This window comes from Komagataeibacter diospyri, assembly GCF_043995075.1.
In the GTDB taxonomy this organism is placed as follows: Bacteria; Pseudomonadota; Alphaproteobacteria; order Acetobacterales; family Acetobacteraceae; genus Komagataeibacter; species Komagataeibacter diospyri.
The window spans coordinates 2,387,501-2,404,582 of the sequence record NZ_CP171836.1 but is presented as its reverse complement, the minus strand read 5'-3'; the positions used below and the strand labels follow the sequence as shown (position 1 = coordinate 2,404,582).

The window sequence follows — 17,082 nt, the reverse complement described above, 5'->3', positions numbered from 1 at the left end:
CCAGAAAACGACAAAGTGAGCCAATGCAATTTCAGCATGGATACTATCTGGCAATGACGTGGATCATTGCCAGACAGTCAGGACCGCTGGCCCGGAATGTTATTTTCCGCGGCCTGTCATGACTTTGAACAGGTTCCAGATCGCCCGCCCGGTATGACGGGTCAGCGGACCCGCGACCGTGGTGGCCACGGCGGACAGGGCAACGGTCTGACGCAGTTCGTTCAGGGCGTGTTCACGTGCGAATCGCACACGGATTTCTTCCGGCGTCATGTAGGAGCGCCGGCCCATGACCAGCCCCATGATGACCACCACAAGATCCGCACCGAATACGGCGGCAGCCGAACCAAGGGCGCTGAAGCCTAATGTCTGGTAACAGAAGGCCCACAGCAGCCCATGGCCCGAAATGACTGCAAAAAAGGCAAAGATGGCTGCCACAACCAGAAATGCGGCCTGACGACCAAGACGGATCGCCATCAGTTTGCGTAGGGTCAGTTCCCCTTCAATGATGGTTTTGCCGATTTCGCCTATTCTCATGATGCTCGCGTATCCTCTGGTTGCAGCAGGCTAGAAAGCCTTATTTCGTTGCGCGGCCAAGAAAGTAGCCGATCACCGAGAAAATGGCGATAGCAACAAGCGAACGAGCGCGTGAACCACTCTTTTTGGGTGCGTGTTCCGCCAGGTTTTCGCGTGCCTGGCCCGCCAGTTGTTCCGCCTTGCTGGCAACATCATGCAGGGCCTGCCTGCCATGCGTGTGCAGCAGATTTTCGATATGGCCCTTCAGCGCCTGCAGGTCTTCGTGGGTGACGTGCTTGATAGTTTCGGTCTTGCTCATGATCGTTTCCTTTGTGACGAATGAAGCCAACAATCCTCTGGTAAGGAGGTAACCATTGCTTATAACGCGTTATCTCCCCAGTCAGGTTTCTGTTATCGCATGTCTCCTTTCTCCATACGGCTGGTTGTCAACGCGCTCCGGGCCTTTTCCGGTGCGCCGGGCCTGTCTTTTTCTGCTGCGGCGGGCACGTGTCTGACGGTCGTCAATGACAGGACTGACTGTCTGTGCGTGCTGGCGGACATGCTGGCGGGCCATGCTCCCACCAGTGGTGGACAGATCGTGGTGGACGGGACAGAGGTAACCGGCCTGCCACCCCGCCTGCGGTCCTGTGCGCTGGTAGGCTGGCGCGACCCGCTGTTCGCCCACATGACGGTTCAGGCCAACCTTGCCTTTGCGCTGCGCGCACGCGGGGAAGAGTCGCACGCGGTGGCGGCACGGGTGCGCGCCGTGCTGGCGCTGCTGGGGCTGGATGGGCTGGAGCAGGCCCGTCCCGCCGCCCTGTCACCCGAACAGGCGCTGCGTGTGATGATTGGCCGCGCCCTGGTATTCGAACCCCCGGTTCTGGTGCTGGAGGACCCGTTCACTCCCCTGCCGCCTGCAGGCCGTATGGCCATGCGGCGTCTGGTCAGCCGGCTGGTGCGCGCGCGCGGCCTGTGCGTGGTGCTGCTGACGCGTGCGCGGGAGGATGCGCTGCTGCTGGGTGATACGATCGCCTGCATGGATGGCATGGAGATCGTACAGCTTGGCACGGCGCTGGACCTGTTTGACCGTCCCGCCTGTGACCGGGTGGCGACCGGGTTTGGCCATGCCAACAGCCTGACGGTCCGTGTGGCCAGTGTCAGCGACGATGTGGCCCTTGCGCACCTGCCTGGCGGTCTGCCGGTGGAGGCCATGGCGGCGCCGGGCGTGGAGGCGGACCAGCTGGCCACGCTGTGCATCCGGCCGGACCGGATTGCAGTCATGTTCCCCTCGCGCCCCGGCATGGCGGCGGGGGCCGACCCCGACGGGCCGCCAGTGCTGGTGGCAACCCTGACGGACCTGCGGCAGATGGGCGATCATGTGCTGCTGCGTTTCAGGCTGGCGAATGGGGAGGAACTGCTGGCGCGCCGTCCCCCCACCCCAGCCCTGCAGCGCGTGACGGCGGGGCAGGTGGCCATACTGGCGTGGCAGCCGGGGCAGGCAATTGCCTTTCCGTTCCGGGGTGAAATGGGGTAGCGTCCGGCATCCTTCGCCCCTGCCTGAAAGACTGTTTCCTGTCCGTGTTCCAGTTTGCGTCCCGTTCCCGCGCCCGTACCGGCCTGTTCTGCCTGCTGGCGGCCTTGTCCGCCCCATCCGTGTGGCCAGCCCCGGCTATGGCTGCGACCCCCGTAAGGCACAAGGCCGCCCTTGTGGTCGCGAGTACGGAGTCGCAGATGGCACAGGCACAGAATGCGGCCTTCCTCCAGCCTTTTGCGCGGGCTTCCCATCAGCCTGTGGTGCGGCAGGCATGGAACGGCACCCTGACGGAACTGGACGGGCATGGCCTGCATGCGGGGCGCACGGGTACATGGTCACTGGTTTTTGCCGAAGACAGCACCATCCGCGCCGCCTGCGTGCGTGGACTTGTCATTCACCTGGCCGGTAGTACTACCAACCCCGACGGGTGTGGCGTACCGGGCATGACGACGCAGGTGGTGGTGGCATGGGACCAGACACGGCGCAGACTGGCGCCACGCTGGGCCGATTTCTGGGACATCGTGCGCTTTCCCGGCAAGCGTGGCCTGCGGCGCGACCCGCGTACCACGCTGGAAATCGCGCTCATGGCCGATGGCGTGGCGCCGGGCGATGTCTATAGCCAGCTCGCCACCCCGCAGGGTGTCGATCGCGCCTTTCGCAAGTTGAGCCAGCTTCGCCCTTATATAACGTGGTGGTCCACCCCGGCGGATGCCACCAGCATCCTTGAACACGGGCAGGTGCTGATGAGCAGCGCACCCGGTGATGCGGTGCGCAGCATTGCCGCACGCCGCAGGGATACGATCGGCATCAATACGGACATGGCGCTGTCCTATGGCCTGTCATGGGGCGTGGTGGCTGGGCAGTCGGCTTTCCGGTTGGGGCAGGCGCGCAACCTGCTGCATTTTATTATCCAGCCTGACCAGCAGGCCGCGTTCCTTGCACGCTATCCCGCCGCAACACTGGCTACGTCCCCGCATGCGCCTGTGGCGCTGCCGATGGATGTACAGTTCTGGCAGACGCATTACCCGGATCTGTCCCAGCGTTTTGAGACATGGTTGCGGGATGCGGGCTGATGCTGCCTGATCTCGCCATCCGTCCGGCCGGGCTGCTGGGTCTGAATGGGGTCTGTATCGCGTTGGGCCTGCTGGTGGCGTGCGGGCTGGTGCTGGCGGTGCATGTGGTGCTGTACCGGGCATGGCCGGCATGGTGCGTGCTACTGCGCGGGCTGCTGCTTTGCCTTTTGCTGCCGGGGCTGGTGCTGGCGGTATGGTGGCCACACCTTGCGCATGGGGCCGGAATGGCCAGATGTATCGTGCAGGGGCTGTGTCTTGCCCCTGCCGCGATGTGGCCGCTGCTGCGGGTGCTGGACCGGATTCCGCCGGGTCTGTCGCGTACGGCCAGCGGGCTGGGTGCGGATGCGAAAATGCGTTTCCGGCTGCTCTGGCTGCCGTTGCTGGGGGCGCCGGTGATGGGAGTGATGGTGTTTTCCCTCGGCATGATCGTGCTATGCGCCATGGCGGCAGTGGCCGGGCATTGAAGATTTTATGGATTTGACACGGCAGGACTACGACCATGACAGATGACACCCCGCCATTCTGGGAAACGACGCCGCTTGAGCAGATGTCTTCCGCGCAGTGGGAATCGCTGTGCGATGGATGCGGCCGGTGCTGCCTGCACAAGCTGCGCGAGGACGAAACGGACGAAGTCCTGTTTACCGATGTCGCCTGTCGCCTGCTGGATACCACGTCATGCCTGTGTACCGATTATGAACACCGCCAACGTCGGGTGCAGGACTGTATCAGCCTGACGCCTGAAATGCTGGCGGATATCGACTGGCTGCCACCGACCTGCGGATATGTGCTGGTGCGCGACGGGGAACCGCTGCCGTGGTGGCACCCGCTGGTCTCGGGCACCCGTGATACGGTGCATGAGGCAGGCGTGTCCGTAAGTGGCCGGGTGGTAAGCGAACGCAAGGCGGGCATGCTGGAGGACCACGTGGTAGACTGGCCGGGCGAAGCCCCGCGGGACGCATTCAGCCGCACGCGACCGTCCCGGCGCTGATAAAGAATAATAAAAGTTTTTGGGTGCCGCCTTTTTTTAATGGCGGTGACTTTTCGAAGCTTTTTGAAAAAAGCTTCGCCAGAAACTTCTTCATGGATTGAGCAGGACGTTTCATGGGCGGGCTTCTGAAACAGTCTTTAATGGCAGGGATACGGTGACAATCGGGACGGAGGTTGTGCCCATTGCGTCCGGACAGGTCACGGTATGCTGGCGGACATCGCGTCAGGCGCGGCGTATTTCCATGCGGATCGATCCCCGTAGCGGACATGTCGTCATTACCCTGCCGCGCGGGGCGCGCAAGGCGGACGGGCTGGCGCTGCTGCGCGCGCATTCCGCATGGGTGGCGGCCGGACTGTCACGGCTGCCGCCGCCTGTTGATCTGCGCCATGGCGGGCATGTCGTGCTGGATGGGCAGCGTCATGAAATCCGTCACTGTCCTGATGCGCGGCGTGGCGTCTGGCTTGAAGATGGGCTGCTGCATGTCAGCGGGGCGGAGGAATTCGTCTCCCGTCGTGTTGGCGTCTATCTGCGCGAACAGGCGCAGTCCCGCCTGCCCGTCCGCCTGCGTGCGCAGGCCGAAGCCTGTGGCCTGAAACCAACGCAGGTCAGGCTGCGCGATACGAAAAGCCGGTGGGGCAGCTGTTCATCCGATGGGTCGATCATGCTGTGCTGGCGGCTGGTCATGGCCCCGCAGGAGGTGCAGCATTACATCATTGCCCATGAACTCGCGCATCTGCGGCACATGAATCACGGACCGGATTTCTGGTTGCTGGTGGACCGGCTGACCCCGCACAGGCGTCAGGCCGAAAAATGGCTGCACGACCATGGCGCCAGTCTGCACCGGATCGCTCCGGCCTGAGCATGTCTGATAAAAGAATAATAAAAGTTTTTGGGAGCCGCCTTTTGAAAAAGCTTCACCAAAAACTCTCATTACTTTCGCATAGATATCTTATGCGGTGAACTGTTCGGTTATGATCCGTTCCGACAGGCTCTGCCCCGGATCGAACAGCACGGTAGTCTGCAATTCCCGTGCTTCGCTGATTTCAACGGAAATGACATCGCGCACTTCGGTAAAATCTGCTACGGCGGCCACCGGGCGCTTGTCGGTTTCCAGGATGTCGAAACGCACCTGTGCGGTGGAGGGCAGCAGCGCACCGCGCCACCGGCGCGGGCGAAACGCACTGATGGGCGTAAGCGGCAGCAGGTTGGCCGATAGCGGCACGATCGGCCCGTGTGCGGACAGGTTATAGGCGGTCGATCCCGCTGGTGTTGAAATCAGCACTCCGTCACATATCAGTTCAGGCAGGCGCACGCGTCCATCCACCCCGATACGGATTTTCGCCGCCTGTCGGGTCTGGCGGAACAGGAATACATCATTCAGCGCAAGGGCATGGATGCATTTGCCCTCGACCGTCGTGGCCTTCATGCGCAGCGGGTGCAGGATGGCGGCCTGCGCCGTGGCAAGGCGGGCGGGCAGGTCATCGGGCACGGCGGGATTCATAAGGAATCCCACCGTCCCGCAGTTGATGCCATAGACCGGCAGGTTTCGCCCCAGCGTCGTATGCAGCATTTCCAGCATGAAGCCGTCACCGCCAAGACAGACCAGCGCGTCCGCCTCATCGGGGGCGCATTGCCCGTAATCCTGCGTCAGCCGTTCCAGCCATTGCTGCGCGCTTTCGTTAGGTGCGGCGGCAAAGCTCAGCTTGGTGGGAAGGTACCCATTGGTCCAGCCGGGGTACGACATGTCATTCATGGGGTGTGGATGGACAGGCGGTGATGCGCCATGACCGGCATGCGTTCACGGATGCTGTCGGTCACCGTGCGCTCAAGGCGCGCCGTGCTCCAGCCCGGTCCGTCCGAGACCTGGGCCACGATGGTTCCCCACGGATCGATAATCATGGAATGGCCGTATGTGCGACGCTTCTGGCCGTTTTCATCCGTATGGGTGCCAGTGGTGCCGCAGGCGACCATCCAGCACTGTGTCTCGATCGCGCGGGCACGCAGCAGCGTTTCCCAATGCGCCAGTCCCGTTTCCACCGTAAAGGCGGCAGGCACCAGCAGCACGTTTGCCCCCCGCGCCCGCAGCGCATGGAACAGCGCGGGGAAGCGGATGTCGTAGCAGATGGCCAGTCCGGCCGTGAGGTCAGCGGAAAGCGGCGCGGTCACGATGTCCGACCCGGGTTCGTACGTATCACTTTCGCGGTAGCCTTCACCACCGGGGGTTGTGACGTCAAACAGGTGGATTTTGCGATAGCGCGCGCGTTCACGTCCCTTTGCATCAAACAGCAGCGCGGTATTGAACAGTCTGTCGCCATGCCGTTCCCCGATGGACCCGCCATGGATGATCACGCCATGTTCGCGCGCAATGCCGGACAGGAACCGGTACAGCGGCCCTGCCTCCTCCGTGCCATCAGGGGGGGGCAGGGTCTCGGCTGCCGCGAATTTCATGTCCCGTGTTCCGCCAAGGCAGCTCCACATTTCAGGCAGCATGACCAGGTCAGGTTTGTCCGCGCTGATGGCGGCGGTAATCAGTGCGCGGGCATGTTCGATATTTTCAGGCGCGGATGCGCCGGGCGCCATCTGGATGACAGTGGTGCGCATCAGGATACGTACTCCGTGGGCATTGGCCCCAGACCATAGGACAGGCAGGCCCGCACCCGCAACCGGTATGGCCTGATCGTGCGCCCTGTTAAAAGCCATGGCGGCGCGATAGGATGCAGCCGTACTTCATATTGAAAAATCAATGGCGCATTCCTCATCTTCCCGAACAGTCATCTTCGCCGCCCTTGGCGGTAACCTGCTGGTGGCGGCGACCAAATTCGCAGCCGCTTTCATGACCGGCAGCGCCTCCATGCTGAGCGAGGCCATCCATTCCCTGATCGATACCGGCAACCAGGGACTGCTGCTGGTTGGCATGCGGCGCGCGACGCGGCCCGCCACGGCCATGCATCCGTTCGGTTTCGGACTGGAACTGTATTTCTGGACCTTCGTGGTGGCGCTGCTGATTTTCGGGCTGGGGGCCGGTGTGTCCCTGTATGAAGGGATCATCCACATCATCCATCCACAGCCCGTGGCGCATGTGCTGGTCAATTATGTCGTGCTGCTGGCCAGTATCGTGTTCGAAGGGTCGGTCTGGCTTATGGCGCTGCGGGCCTTCCGCAAGGAAGGCAAGGGCCGCCGTGGCTGGGTCGAGGCCGTGCAGATGAGCAAGGATCCCACCGTGTTTACCGTCCTGTTCGAGGATACGGCAGCACTCAGCGGCCTTGGCGTGGCCCTTCTGGGCAATGTTCTTGCCGAATGGCTGGACATGCCGGTACTTGACGGGGTGGCCTCCATCATCATCGCCTGCATCCTTGCGGTGACGGCGACCTTCCTTGCGCGGGAATCCCAGTCCCTGCTGACTGGCGAAGGTGTGGCGCCCGAGGTGCTGGCGGCATTACGCCGCATGGCGCTGGCGGCCAGCGGGGTGGAACGGCTGAACGAAATCCGTTCCCTGCATTTCGGTCCGCGGGACGTGCTGGTGGTCATAAGCCTCGATTTCCGCAACGACATGACGGCGGGGCAGGTGGAAATCGTGGTCAGCGCGCTGGAGCACCAGATCAAGCAGGCCTACCCTGAAGTAACCCGTGTCTTTATCGAGGCGCAGGACAGCCGCACCCAGCCCCCGGGCACGGCCGCCAGTGGGAATGTCCCTACGCCGTGACGAATTCCTCTGCCCGGTAACCCTGTGCAAACAGCAGGGTGCGCAGGGTGGTGTGATTGACCTGGCTGCTGATTTCCCGCCGCACGGCAGGCTTGGCATGAAAGGCGATGCCGGCGCCGGCCACACGCAGCATGGCAAGGTCGTTCGCCCCATCGCCTGTTGCCATGGCATCATTCATATCCAGTCCACCTGCCGCCACCAGACGGCGCAGGTGCGCAAGCTTTGCATCCGGCCCGAGGATGGGTTGCCCTACCGTGCCCGTCAGGTGGCCGTCTGCATCCAGCAGGGTATTGGCGTGGTTTTCGTCAAAGCCGCACAGGGCCGCCACCCGGCTGGTAAAGAACGTGAACCCGCCCGACACCAGTGCCGTGCGCGCGCCGTTTGCCCGCATGGTGCGCACCAGTTCCACCGCGCCGGTATTGAGCTTCACGTCCTGCCATGCCCGTTCCAGCAGGCTGACAGGCAGGCCGCGCAGCAGGGCGACGCGTTCGCGCAGCGCGGATTCGAATTCGATTTCCCCATTCATGGACCGCCTGGTGATGTCAGCGATCTTTTCCCCGATCCCGGCATGGGCCGCGATGTCATCCAGCGTTTCGCAACTGACAATGGTGCTGTCCATGTCGGCCACCAGCAGGTGCTTGCGGCGGTTGACGTGTGGCGTTACCAGCACGTCCATCGCGCGCCCGGCAAATACCTCCCGCACGGCCCCGATATCCGGCTGTTCCCATGTCGCGGGGGCGTTGCACGCGATTTCGACCGCTTCCCCTGCCGACAGGGTGACGGGAACATCGCCGCGCACCAGATCACGCGCGGTCTGGATGTCGACGGACGTGAGGGATGTGGCGCCACGGTTGGCCACCAGTACAAGGATATGGGAAAAAGAAGAGGAATCAGCCATGGGGTCCGGGTATATGACAGGTGAGAGACAATGACACGCCCCCCTGCCGGGCAGGCGCGCGTGGCGGTGATCGTGGCGGGTCCGACCTGTTCGGGCAAGTCTGCACTTGCGCTGACGCTTGCACGACAGGTGAACGGTACCATCATCAATACCGATTCTATGCAGGTATACCGTGACCTGCGTATTCTGACAGCCCGCCCTGATGCCGCCGATGAAGCCTGCGTGCCCCATGCGCTGTATGGCGTGCTGTCCGCAGCGGAAACGGGCAGTGTGGCATGGTGGCGCACGCAGGCCATCGCTGCCGCCCAGAATGCATGGGATGCGGGCCGTGTGCCGGTTTTCTGTGGCGGCACGGGTATGTATTTCCGCGCGTTGACCGATGGGCTGGCGGATATCCCCCAGCCGCCGGACGCGATCCGTAAGCAGGCACGCGACATGGTCGATCGCCTTGGGCCAGCGGCGGTGCATGACATGTTACGTCAGCGAGACCCCGAAACCGCCGCGACCCTGCGCCCGACCGATGGCCAGCGCATCGCGCGGGCATGGGAAGTGCGTGAGGCCACCGGCCATGGGCTGGCATGGTGGCAGCGTGAAGCCGTGCTGCCCCCGCTGCCCGCGCGTTTTGTCGCCATACGCCTGCACCCCCCACGCGATATGCTGCGTGCAGCCATCGCCGACAGGTTCCATGCAATGCTCGATCTAGGCGCGATGGATGAGGTCGCCCGCCTGCTGGCGCAGGACCTGCCGTCCGGCCTGCCTGCCATGCGCGCCCATGGTGTGCCGGAACTGGCCGCCGTGCTGCGGGGTGAAATGGATGTGGACACCGCCGTGCAGCAGGCCATCCGCCTGACCGGGCAATACACAAAACGACAGGCGACATGGTTTGCCCATCATGCACTGGCGGCGGAGGTGGACACATTTTTATATGAAAAACGGTTTGAAAAATGCGAAGCCGCGCAACAAATGGAAAGATGGGGCAATAAAATCATTTCTTTTGTTATTAACCGCATTGACGCGGGGCAAGGGTTTCCGTAAACCCGGCCCCGGGATTTCGCCTCCGACGGCTGGCCGGATTGTTCCGGCGGCTTTGGGCGAAGGAGCAGGAACATGAACGCAGCATCGCACCAGACAGACCGGAAGCCTCAGACCGCTGGCACGGATACGGCCGTGCTTAGCGGTGCGGAAGTACTTCTGCGCGTATTGGTCGAGCAGGGGGGCGAAGTCATTTTCGGCTATCCTGGCGGCGCGGTCCTGCCGATCTATGATGCCATTTTCCGCCAGAACGCGATTCGCCATGTGCTGGTTCGCCATGAACAGGCGGCCGTGCACGCAGCCGAGGCCTATGCCCGCTCCACCGGCAAGGTGGGTGTGGTGCTGGTCACCAGCGGTCCCGGGGCGACCAACACCGTGACCGGCCTGCTGGACGCCATGCTGGATTCGATCCCGGTGGTGTGTTTTTCCGGTCAGGTGGGCGTGCCGCTGATCGGCACCGATGCATTCCAGGAAGCGGACACCACCGGCATTACCCGTCCGGCCACCAAGTACAACTACCTTGTCCGCCGTCCCGAGGACGTGGCCCCGTGCGTGCACGAAGCCTTCCATATCGCGCGCAGCGGCCGTCCCGGTCCGGTGCTGGTTGACCTGCCCAAGAACATCATGGTCGGTCCCGCGCCCTACAGTGACGCGCCGCGTGTGCCCCATCCGTCCTATCACCCGCAGACCGAGCCGGGGCGCGACGTGATCGCGCGTGCCGTGGCCGCCATGAAGGGCGCGCGCCGCCCGCTGTTCTATACCGGTGGCGGCGTCATCAATGCCGGGCCGGAGGCCTCCACGGCGCTGCGCAGGCTGGTGGAAAAGACGGGGTTCCCCTGCACGTCCACGCTCATGGGGCTGGGGGCGATGTCTGCGGGTGACCGCCGCTTTCTTGGCATGCTGGGCATGCACGGCACGTACGAAGCCAACATGGCCACCCATGACTGTGACGTGCTGATCGCGCTCGGCTCGCGCTTTGATGACCGGGTGACCGGGCGGCTGGACGCGTTCTCCCCCGGTTCGTTCAAGATCCATGCGGATATCGACCCCAGCCAGATCAACAAGATCGTGCAGGTGGATGTCGGCATAGTGGGGGATGCGCGGCGCGTGATCGAGATGATGCTGGAGGAGTGGGACTGCACCCCCGCCAACACCCGCCAGCCGATCGATGTTGCGCAGTGGTGGCACCAGATCAATGAATGGCGCAAGATCGACAGCCTCGGTTTTTCACAGGATATGGCGCCCGGTGCGATCATCCGCCCGCAATACGCCATCCGTCGTCTGCACGAACTGGCGACCGCCACGGCGCGCGATACCTATGTCTCGACCGAGGTGGGGCAGCACCAGATGTGGGCGGCCCAGCATTTCGGTTTTGACAAACCCAACCGCTGGCTGACCTCGGGCGGGCTGGGCACCATGGGTTATGGGCTGCCGGCTGCCGTTGGCGCACAGATTGCGCATCCCGACGCGCTGGTGATCGACATTGCGGGCGAGGCGTCGACGCTCATGAACATTCAGGAACTGTCCACCATCGCGCAGTACCGCCTGCCGGTTAAGGTGTTCATCCTGAACAACCAGTACATGGGCATGGTGCGGCAGTGGCAGGAACTGCTGCATGAATCGCGCTATTCCGAAAGCTACAGCGCGGCCCTGCCGGACTTCGTGAAGCTTGCGGAAAGCTTCCACGGACGCGGCCTGCGGGCGACGTGCGTAGGTGAACTGGATGGCGTGATTGCCGAAATGCTGGCCCATCCGGGTCCGGTGGTGGCCGATATCTGTGTTGCGCAGGATGAAAACTGCTATCCCATGATCCCGTCGGGGGCTGCGCATAACCAGATGCTGCTCGGTCCTGATCAGGATGACGAGATTAGCGCCGAAGGCCGTATGCTGGTCTGATCGCCCGCCCGGCTTCCCGCCGGGCGCCCCTGTCCTTTCCTGCCGGCATGCAGCCTGCATGCCGGCGTCTTCAGCAGTCAGGAAACACCATCATGACCACGCAGCAGGAGAGCCCGGTCTCCGCGGTCATTTCCATTCAGGTCGAAAACGAAAGTGGCGCGCTGGCGCGTGTCATCGGCCTGTTTTCCGGTCGTGGATACAATATCGAAAGCCTGACCGTGGCCCCGGTTGATGAAACCGGCCGCCAGTCGCGCATCAATATCGTCACCACCGCGACCCCGCGCGTGCTGGAACAGATCCGCGCACAGGTGGACCGTCTGGTGCCGGTGTACCGGGTGTCGGTCATGACGGCGACGGACCCCCACGTCGCGCGTGAAATGGCGCTGGTCAAGGTGATTGCCAGTGGCGAACGCCGTGCTGACGCCCTGCGCATCGCGCAGGCCTTCCGCGCCCATCCTGTTGATGCCTCGGCCACCTCGTTCATCTTCGAACTGACGGGTGCGACCGACAAGCTCGATGCCTTTATCGACCTCATGCGTCCCCTTGGCCTGGCCGAGGTGTCGCGCACGGGTGTCGCCGCCATCGCCCGCGGCGCGGCAATCCTGTAAGGGTCACGTTTTTACCTGATCGATTCGTTTTGAATCCCCAAGGAGTAAGACCATGCGCGTCTATTATGATCGCGATGCCGATGTGAACCTGATCAAGAGCAAGAAGGTCGCCATCATCGGTTACGGCAGCCAGGGCCATGCCCATGCCAACAACCTCAAGGACTCTGGCGTGACCGACATCGTTGTCGGCCTGCGTCCCGAATCCACTGCCGTCGCCAAGGCCGAAGCCGCTGGCTTCAAGGTGATGACCCCCGCCGACGCCGCCAAGTGGGCCGACGTGGTGATGGTGCTGACCCCCGATGAAGGTCAGGGCGCGCTGTACAAGGAATCGCTGGAAAAGAACCTGAAGCAGGGTGCCGCCCTTGCTTTCGCCCATGGTCTGGCGATCCATTTCCGCATCATCGAAGCCCGTCCCGACCTGGACGTGTTCCTGATTGCGCCCAAGGGGCCGGGTCACACCGTGCGTTCCGAATACCAGAAGGGTGGCGGCGTGCCGTCGCTGGTGGCCGTGGCGCAGAACGCTTCGGGCAATGCGCTGGAAATCGCGCTGTCCTACGCATCCGCCAATGGCGGTGGCCGCGCGGGCATCATCGAGACGACCTTCAAGGAAGAAGTCGAAACCGATCTGTTTGGTGAGCAGGCCGTACTGTGCGGTGGTCTGGTCGAACTGATCCGTGCCGGTTTCGAGACGCTGGTCGAAGCGGGCTACGCGCCGGAAATGGCGTATTTCGAATGCCTCCACGAAATGAAGCTGATCGTGGACCTGATCTACGAAGGCGGCATTGCGAACATGAACTACTCCATCTCCAACACGGCGGAGTATGGTGAATACGTGTCCGGCCCGCGTGTGATCACGCCGGAAACCAAGGTCGAGATGAAGAAGATCCTGACCGACATTCAGGATGGCACCTTCGTGCGCAACTTCATCCTGGAAAACCAGTCCGGCAACATCGGCTTCAAGGCCACCCGTGCCCGCAACAATGAACACCAGATCGAGAAGGTGGGCGAGAAGCTGCGCGCCATGATGTCCTGGATCGGCAAGAACAAGCTGGTCGACAAGGCCCGCAACTGATTATTGCACGACCGGGATCGGGGGTGGCGTGCCACCCCTTTTTCCATGCGCCAGCCGGGACAGCCCGGCTGGCGTTTTTTTTATGTCGGCTTTCCGTCCGTTGTCCGCATTTGCCGTGACACGGACCGGGGCGTGGTGCCACCATGCGCGCCGGATATGAATAGCAGGAGCACCGTACCGTGACGGATTACGTGATTCCCCCTTACACCCTTCCCATTGTGCCAGTGGAGGGGCGTACGGGTGTCTTTCCTGTCCGGCGGATATGGTGCGTGGGGCAGAATTATGCAGCCCATGCACGCGAAATGGGTAGCAATCCCGAACGTTCCGAACCTTTCTTCTTTTCCAAGCCGGGTGATGCGGTGGTACCGGGTGGCGGCCTGCTGCCGTATCCCGTCAGCACGTCCGACCTGCATCATGAAGTGGAACTGGTGGCCGCGATCGGACGTGAGGGAGAGAACATTCCTGTGGAAAAGGCGCTGTCATATATCTACGGCTACGCCGTGGGGCTGGACATGACCCGGCGCGACCTGCAGGCAGCCGCCAAGAAGGCGGGGCGGCCATGGTCACTGGCCAAGGGGTTTGATCAGTCCTGTCCCATTTCATCCATCATTCCCGTATCGGTCTGTGGCCACCCCGAAGGGGGCGCCATTACGCTGAGCGTGAATGGCGAAGCCCGGCAGAAGGGCGATCTGGTGGAAATGATCTGGTCCGTGGCCGAAATTATCTCCAGCCTCAGCCGCTTTGTCGCCCTGGCCCCCGGCGACCTGATCATGACCGGTACGCCATCGGGCGTGGGGCCGGTCCGGCGCGGCGATGTGCTGCATGCCACCTGTGCCGGTGTGGGTGAACTGAACGTCACCTATACCGCCTGATATCTGCCCCTGTGCCGTAATCCCGTTGTTGGGAGACTGTTTGCAAATAGAGGGTTTCGAGGCGCCGCCTTTTTTCAGGAAGACGGCGTTCTCTGAAGCTTTTTGAAAAAAGCTCCACCAAAAACTTTTTACAGTTTTCACGATGTTTCACGGACAGTCTCCGGATCTCTTCACGCAGAAGGATTGAAAAGACATGCAATACCGTCAGCTTGGCCGTTCCGGCCTGCGGATTTCCGCCTTTACGCTGGGCACCATGACATTTGGCGGCAAGGGTGACTTTGCCAAGACGGGTGATACCGACCTTGCCGGTGCGCGTCGTCAGATCGACCTGTGCGTTGATGCCGGGGTCAACATGTTCGACACGGCCGACATCTATTCTACTGGCGTGTCGGAGGAAATTCTTGGCGCAGCGCTCAAGGGCCGCAGTGACGACATCATGGTGACCACAAAGGCCCGTTTTCGCATGGGTCAGGGGGCGAATGACGCAGGCCTGTCACGCTACCATCTGGTCAGCGCGTGCGAGGCCAGCCTGAAGCGGCTGGGACGTGACCATATCGATCTGTATTACCTGCATGAATGGGATGGCCAGACCCCGCTGGATGAAACGCTGGAGGCACTGGACACCCTGACCCGTGCGGGCAAGATCCGGTATGCGGGCGTTTCCAACTTCTCGGCGTGGCACATCATGAAGGCGCTGGCCACGGCGGAACGTAATCGCCTGATCGCGCCAGTGTCACAGCAGATCTATTATTCCTTGCAGGCACGGGACGCGGAATACGAACTTCTGCCCGTGGCGGTGGATCAGGGGATCGGCGTGCAGGTCTGGAGCCCCATGGCAGGCGGCCTGCTGTCGGGAAAATACCGGCGTGGCAAGCCCCAGCCACAGGGCACGCGCCAGATCGAGAACTGGGGCGAACCCCCCGTTTACGATATCGAGAAGCTGTATGATGTGGTGGAGGTGCTGGTCAGCATTGCCGAATCACGCGGCATCTCGGCGGCACAGGTGGCATTGGCATGGGTTGCGCAGCGTCCGGCAGTAACTTCCATCGTGATTGGCGCACGGACCGAGGCGCAGCTGATCGATAACCTCAAGGCCGCTGAACTGAGCCTGACGGCAGAGGAAGTCAGTCGCCTTGACGACGCCAGCGCGCCGCCGCTGCTCTATCCCTTCTGGCATCAGGCCAGCACCGCGTCAGACCGGCTTTCAGCTGCCGACCTGCTGTTGCTTGGCCCGACCGTCGCCAAAAAAGGCAAGTAAAACAGATGTCTTCTTTCCTGTTCTGACCGGGTAAGAAAACCTGTCGGTTACAGACCGCGTTGCCGCCGGGTGAATGGCCGTTACGTTGATAAGGCACGGCAATCTTGACATGGATCAAGGTTGCAGACCCGGTGGCAATGGTCAGCTATCCCCATGGAAATCCGGTCTGCCCGGTGCGCCATGACAGGAAACAGGGGAAGGAAATCCACACCCGATATCTTGTAATAACATCCAGTTGATCCCATCTGGAATCCAGCGCCTTGCCGTTGCCTGTTGAGGGACGGCGCAAAGGCACAATTTGTTATGTCGCCTGATTCAAAGGGACGAGGGAATAGATGAATATCGAGAAGTTTACAGAACGGTCGCGCGGCTTCCTGCAGGCAGCACAGACCATTGCCATGCGGGATTACAATCAGCAGTTGACGCCGGAGCACCTGCTCAAGGCCCTGCTGGATGATGATCAGGGGGCGGCGGCCGCCCTGATCCGCGCAGCCGGCGGGCAGGTTCCTGCTATTACGGCGGCGAATGAAGCGGCCCTTGCCAAGCTGCCGAAAGTACAGGGTAGCGGTGCGGGCCAGCCCAATGCGACGAGTGAACTGGTGCGCGTGCTGGATGCAGCCGAACAGGCAGCCCAGAAGGCGGGCGATGAATATGTGGCGCAGGACCGCCTGCTGGCTGCCATCGCCGCATCCGAGACACCGGCCGGTCAGGCCCTGCGTGCAGGGGGTGCCACGCCACAGGCGCTGGAAAAAGCCATTGCCACCATCCGCAAGGGACGCACCGTGGATAGCGAAAACGCAGAAGCCAACTTTGACGCGCTGAAGAAATACGCCCGCGACGTGACCGAGGTCGCACTGCAGGGGAAGCTGGACCCGGTGATCGGTCGTGATGAGGAAATCCGTCGCGCCATTCAGGTTCTTGCCCGCCGCAGCAAGAACAATCCCGTCCTGATTGGTGAGCCGGGTGTGGGCAAGACTGCCATTGTCGAAGGGCTGGCGCAGCGTATCGTCAACGGTGACGTGCCCGAGGCGCTGAAGAACAAGAAGCTGCTCTCGCTCGACATGGGTGCGCTGGTTGCTGGTGCGAAGTTCCGTGGTGAGTTCGAGGAACGCCTGAAGGCGGTCCTGAAGGAAATCGAGTCGGCTGAAGGCCAGATCATCCTGTTCATCGACGAAATGCATACCCTTGTGGGTGCCGGTCGCAGCGATGGCGCGATGGATGCCTCCAACCTCATCAAGCCCGAACTGGCCCGCGGCGTACTGCACTGCATTGGTGCGACGACGCTGGATGAATACCGCAAGTATATCGAAAAGGACGCGGCCCTCGCCCGGCGTTTCCAGCCGGTCTATGTGGGTGAGCCGACGGTGGCCGATACGATCTCCATCCTGCGCGGGATCAAGGAAAAATACGAACTCCATCACGGTATCCGTATTTCCGATGGCGCGCTGGTGGCGGCGGCGACCCTGTCCAACCGTTACATCACCGACCGCTTCCTGCCCGACAAGGCCATCGACCTTGTGGATGAGGCTGCCAGCCGCCTGCGCATGCAGATCGACAGCAAGCCAGAGGAACTTGATGAACTGGACCGCCGCCTGATCCAGCTCAAGATTGAACGCGAAGCCATCCGCAAGGAAG

19 protein-coding genes (1 of these 19 running past the window's edge) are annotated in these 17,082 nt (G+C 62.3%); 13 read left to right on the top strand and 6 right to left on the bottom strand.

Going from position 1 to position 17,082, the window contains the following annotated elements; translation table 11 throughout:
* Positions 1-99: 99 nt before the first annotated feature.
* Both ACE2AA_RS11260 and ACE2AA_RS11255 read right to left on the bottom strand, forming a co-directional pair.
* Positions 100-534: a hypothetical protein gene (locus ACE2AA_RS11260; RefSeq protein ID WP_141261427.1), complete on the bottom strand. Its 435-nt coding sequence runs from the start codon at positions 532-534 to the stop codon at positions 100-102.
* Between the two features lie 40 nt (positions 535-574).
* On the bottom strand, positions 575-832 hold the full coding sequence (locus tag ACE2AA_RS11255) for a hypothetical protein (protein WP_141261426.1): 258 nt from the start codon (positions 830-832) through the stop codon (positions 575-577).
* Between the two features lie 99 nt (positions 833-931).
* On the opposite strand from ACE2AA_RS11255, the gene ACE2AA_RS11250 reads away from it, so the two are divergent.
* The 4 genes from ACE2AA_RS11250 to ACE2AA_RS11235 are packed head-to-tail and all read left to right on the top strand — an operon-like array spanning position 932 to position 4,108.
* Entirely contained in the window at positions 932-2,047 is a 1,116-nt protein-coding gene (locus ACE2AA_RS11250; RefSeq protein WP_395369826.1) for an ABC transporter ATP-binding protein, read from the top strand.
* A 44-nt stretch (positions 2,048-2,091) separates the two neighbouring features.
* Positions 2,092-3,120, top strand: coding sequence for an extracellular solute-binding protein (locus tag ACE2AA_RS11245; protein ID WP_395369824.1), 1,029 nt, complete (start codon positions 2,092-2,094; stop codon positions 3,118-3,120).
* Positions 3,120-3,584 (top strand): hypothetical protein, encoded by a 465-nt coding sequence (locus tag ACE2AA_RS11240; RefSeq protein WP_193557685.1) that lies wholly within the window; start codon positions 3,120-3,122, stop codon positions 3,582-3,584. The genes ACE2AA_RS11245 and ACE2AA_RS11240 overlap by 1 nt, the downstream gene beginning before the upstream one ends.
* A gap of 35 nt (positions 3,585-3,619) precedes the next feature.
* Positions 3,620-4,108, top strand: a complete 489-nt coding sequence (locus ACE2AA_RS11235) for a YcgN family cysteine cluster protein (protein ID WP_141301537.1) — start codon at positions 3,620-3,622, stop codon at positions 4,106-4,108.
* Here the strand turns inward: ACE2AA_RS11235 and ACE2AA_RS11230 are convergent.
* A complete protein-coding gene (locus tag ACE2AA_RS11230) occupies positions 4,080-4,223 on the bottom strand; it encodes a hypothetical protein (RefSeq protein WP_395369823.1) in 144 nt (47 codons plus the stop codon). The genes ACE2AA_RS11235 and ACE2AA_RS11230 overlap by 29 nt on opposite strands.
* A gap of 39 nt (positions 4,224-4,262) precedes the next feature.
* Between ACE2AA_RS11230 and ACE2AA_RS11225 the strand changes: the two genes are divergently transcribed.
* Positions 4,263-4,967 (top strand): M48 family metallopeptidase, encoded by a 705-nt coding sequence (locus ACE2AA_RS11225; RefSeq protein WP_395369821.1) that lies wholly within the window; start codon positions 4,263-4,265, stop codon positions 4,965-4,967.
* Between the two features lie 90 nt (positions 4,968-5,057).
* On the opposite strand, the gene ACE2AA_RS11220 is transcribed toward ACE2AA_RS11225, so the two are convergent.
* A complete protein-coding gene (locus ACE2AA_RS11220) occupies positions 5,058-5,861 on the bottom strand; it encodes an NAD kinase (protein ID WP_141261420.1) in 804 nt (267 codons plus the stop codon).
* Complete coding sequence (locus tag ACE2AA_RS11215; protein ID WP_395369818.1) at positions 5,858-6,709, bottom strand: carbon-nitrogen hydrolase family protein; 852 nt, start codon at positions 6,707-6,709, stop codon at positions 5,858-5,860. Before ACE2AA_RS11215 ends, ACE2AA_RS11220 begins: the two co-directional genes overlap by 4 nt.
* 142 nt (positions 6,710-6,851) lie before the next feature.
* Between ACE2AA_RS11215 and ACE2AA_RS11210 the strand changes: the two genes are divergently transcribed.
* Positions 6,852-7,811, top strand: a complete 960-nt coding sequence (locus ACE2AA_RS11210) for a cation diffusion facilitator family transporter (protein WP_141261418.1) — start codon at positions 6,852-6,854, stop codon at positions 7,809-7,811.
* Here the strand turns inward: ACE2AA_RS11210 and serB are convergent.
* A complete protein-coding gene (gene serB / locus ACE2AA_RS11205) occupies positions 7,801-8,709 on the bottom strand; it encodes a phosphoserine phosphatase SerB (RefSeq protein WP_395369816.1) in 909 nt (302 codons plus the stop codon). The two genes, ACE2AA_RS11210 and serB, sit on opposite strands and share 11 nt — an antisense overlap.
* A gap of 30 nt (positions 8,710-8,739) precedes the next feature.
* Here serB and miaA point away from each other — a divergent pair, with 30 nt between their 5' ends.
* The 7 genes from miaA to clpB all read left to right on the top strand — a co-directional run.
* Positions 8,740-9,744, top strand: a complete 1,005-nt coding sequence (miaA, locus tag ACE2AA_RS11200) for a tRNA (adenosine(37)-N6)-dimethylallyltransferase MiaA (protein ID WP_395369814.1) — start codon at positions 8,740-8,742, stop codon at positions 9,742-9,744.
* A 72-nt stretch (positions 9,745-9,816) separates the two neighbouring features.
* The gene (gene ilvB / locus ACE2AA_RS11195; protein ID WP_395369812.1) at positions 9,817-11,637 is read left to right on the top strand and encodes a biosynthetic-type acetolactate synthase large subunit; all 1,821 of its coding nucleotides are present in this window, start codon (positions 9,817-9,819) and stop codon (positions 11,635-11,637) included.
* A gap of 92 nt (positions 11,638-11,729) precedes the next feature.
* The gene (ilvN, locus tag ACE2AA_RS11190; protein WP_141261414.1) at positions 11,730-12,245 is read left to right on the top strand and encodes an acetolactate synthase small subunit; all 516 of its coding nucleotides are present in this window, start codon (positions 11,730-11,732) and stop codon (positions 12,243-12,245) included.
* 52 nt (positions 12,246-12,297) lie between these two features.
* Entirely contained in the window at positions 12,298-13,317 is a 1,020-nt protein-coding gene (gene ilvC, locus ACE2AA_RS11185) for a ketol-acid reductoisomerase (RefSeq protein WP_141261413.1), read from the top strand.
* 179 nt (positions 13,318-13,496) lie between these two features.
* Positions 13,497-14,189 (top strand): fumarylacetoacetate hydrolase family protein, encoded by a 693-nt coding sequence (locus ACE2AA_RS11180; protein ID WP_141261412.1) that lies wholly within the window; start codon positions 13,497-13,499, stop codon positions 14,187-14,189.
* A gap of 193 nt (positions 14,190-14,382) precedes the next feature.
* Positions 14,383-15,447 carry an aldo/keto reductase gene (locus ACE2AA_RS11175; protein ID WP_141261411.1) on the top strand — a complete coding sequence of 355 codons (1,065 nt, stop codon included), beginning with the start codon at positions 14,383-14,385 and terminating at the stop codon, positions 15,445-15,447.
* A gap of 335 nt (positions 15,448-15,782) precedes the next feature.
* Positions 15,783-17,082 carry the 5' end (the start) of an ATP-dependent chaperone ClpB gene (gene clpB, locus ACE2AA_RS11170; protein ID WP_141261410.1) on the top strand. It continues 1,304 nt past the right edge of the window, so only the first 1,300 of its 2,604 coding nucleotides appear in the window; it begins with the start codon at positions 15,783-15,785; the stop codon falls past the right edge of the window.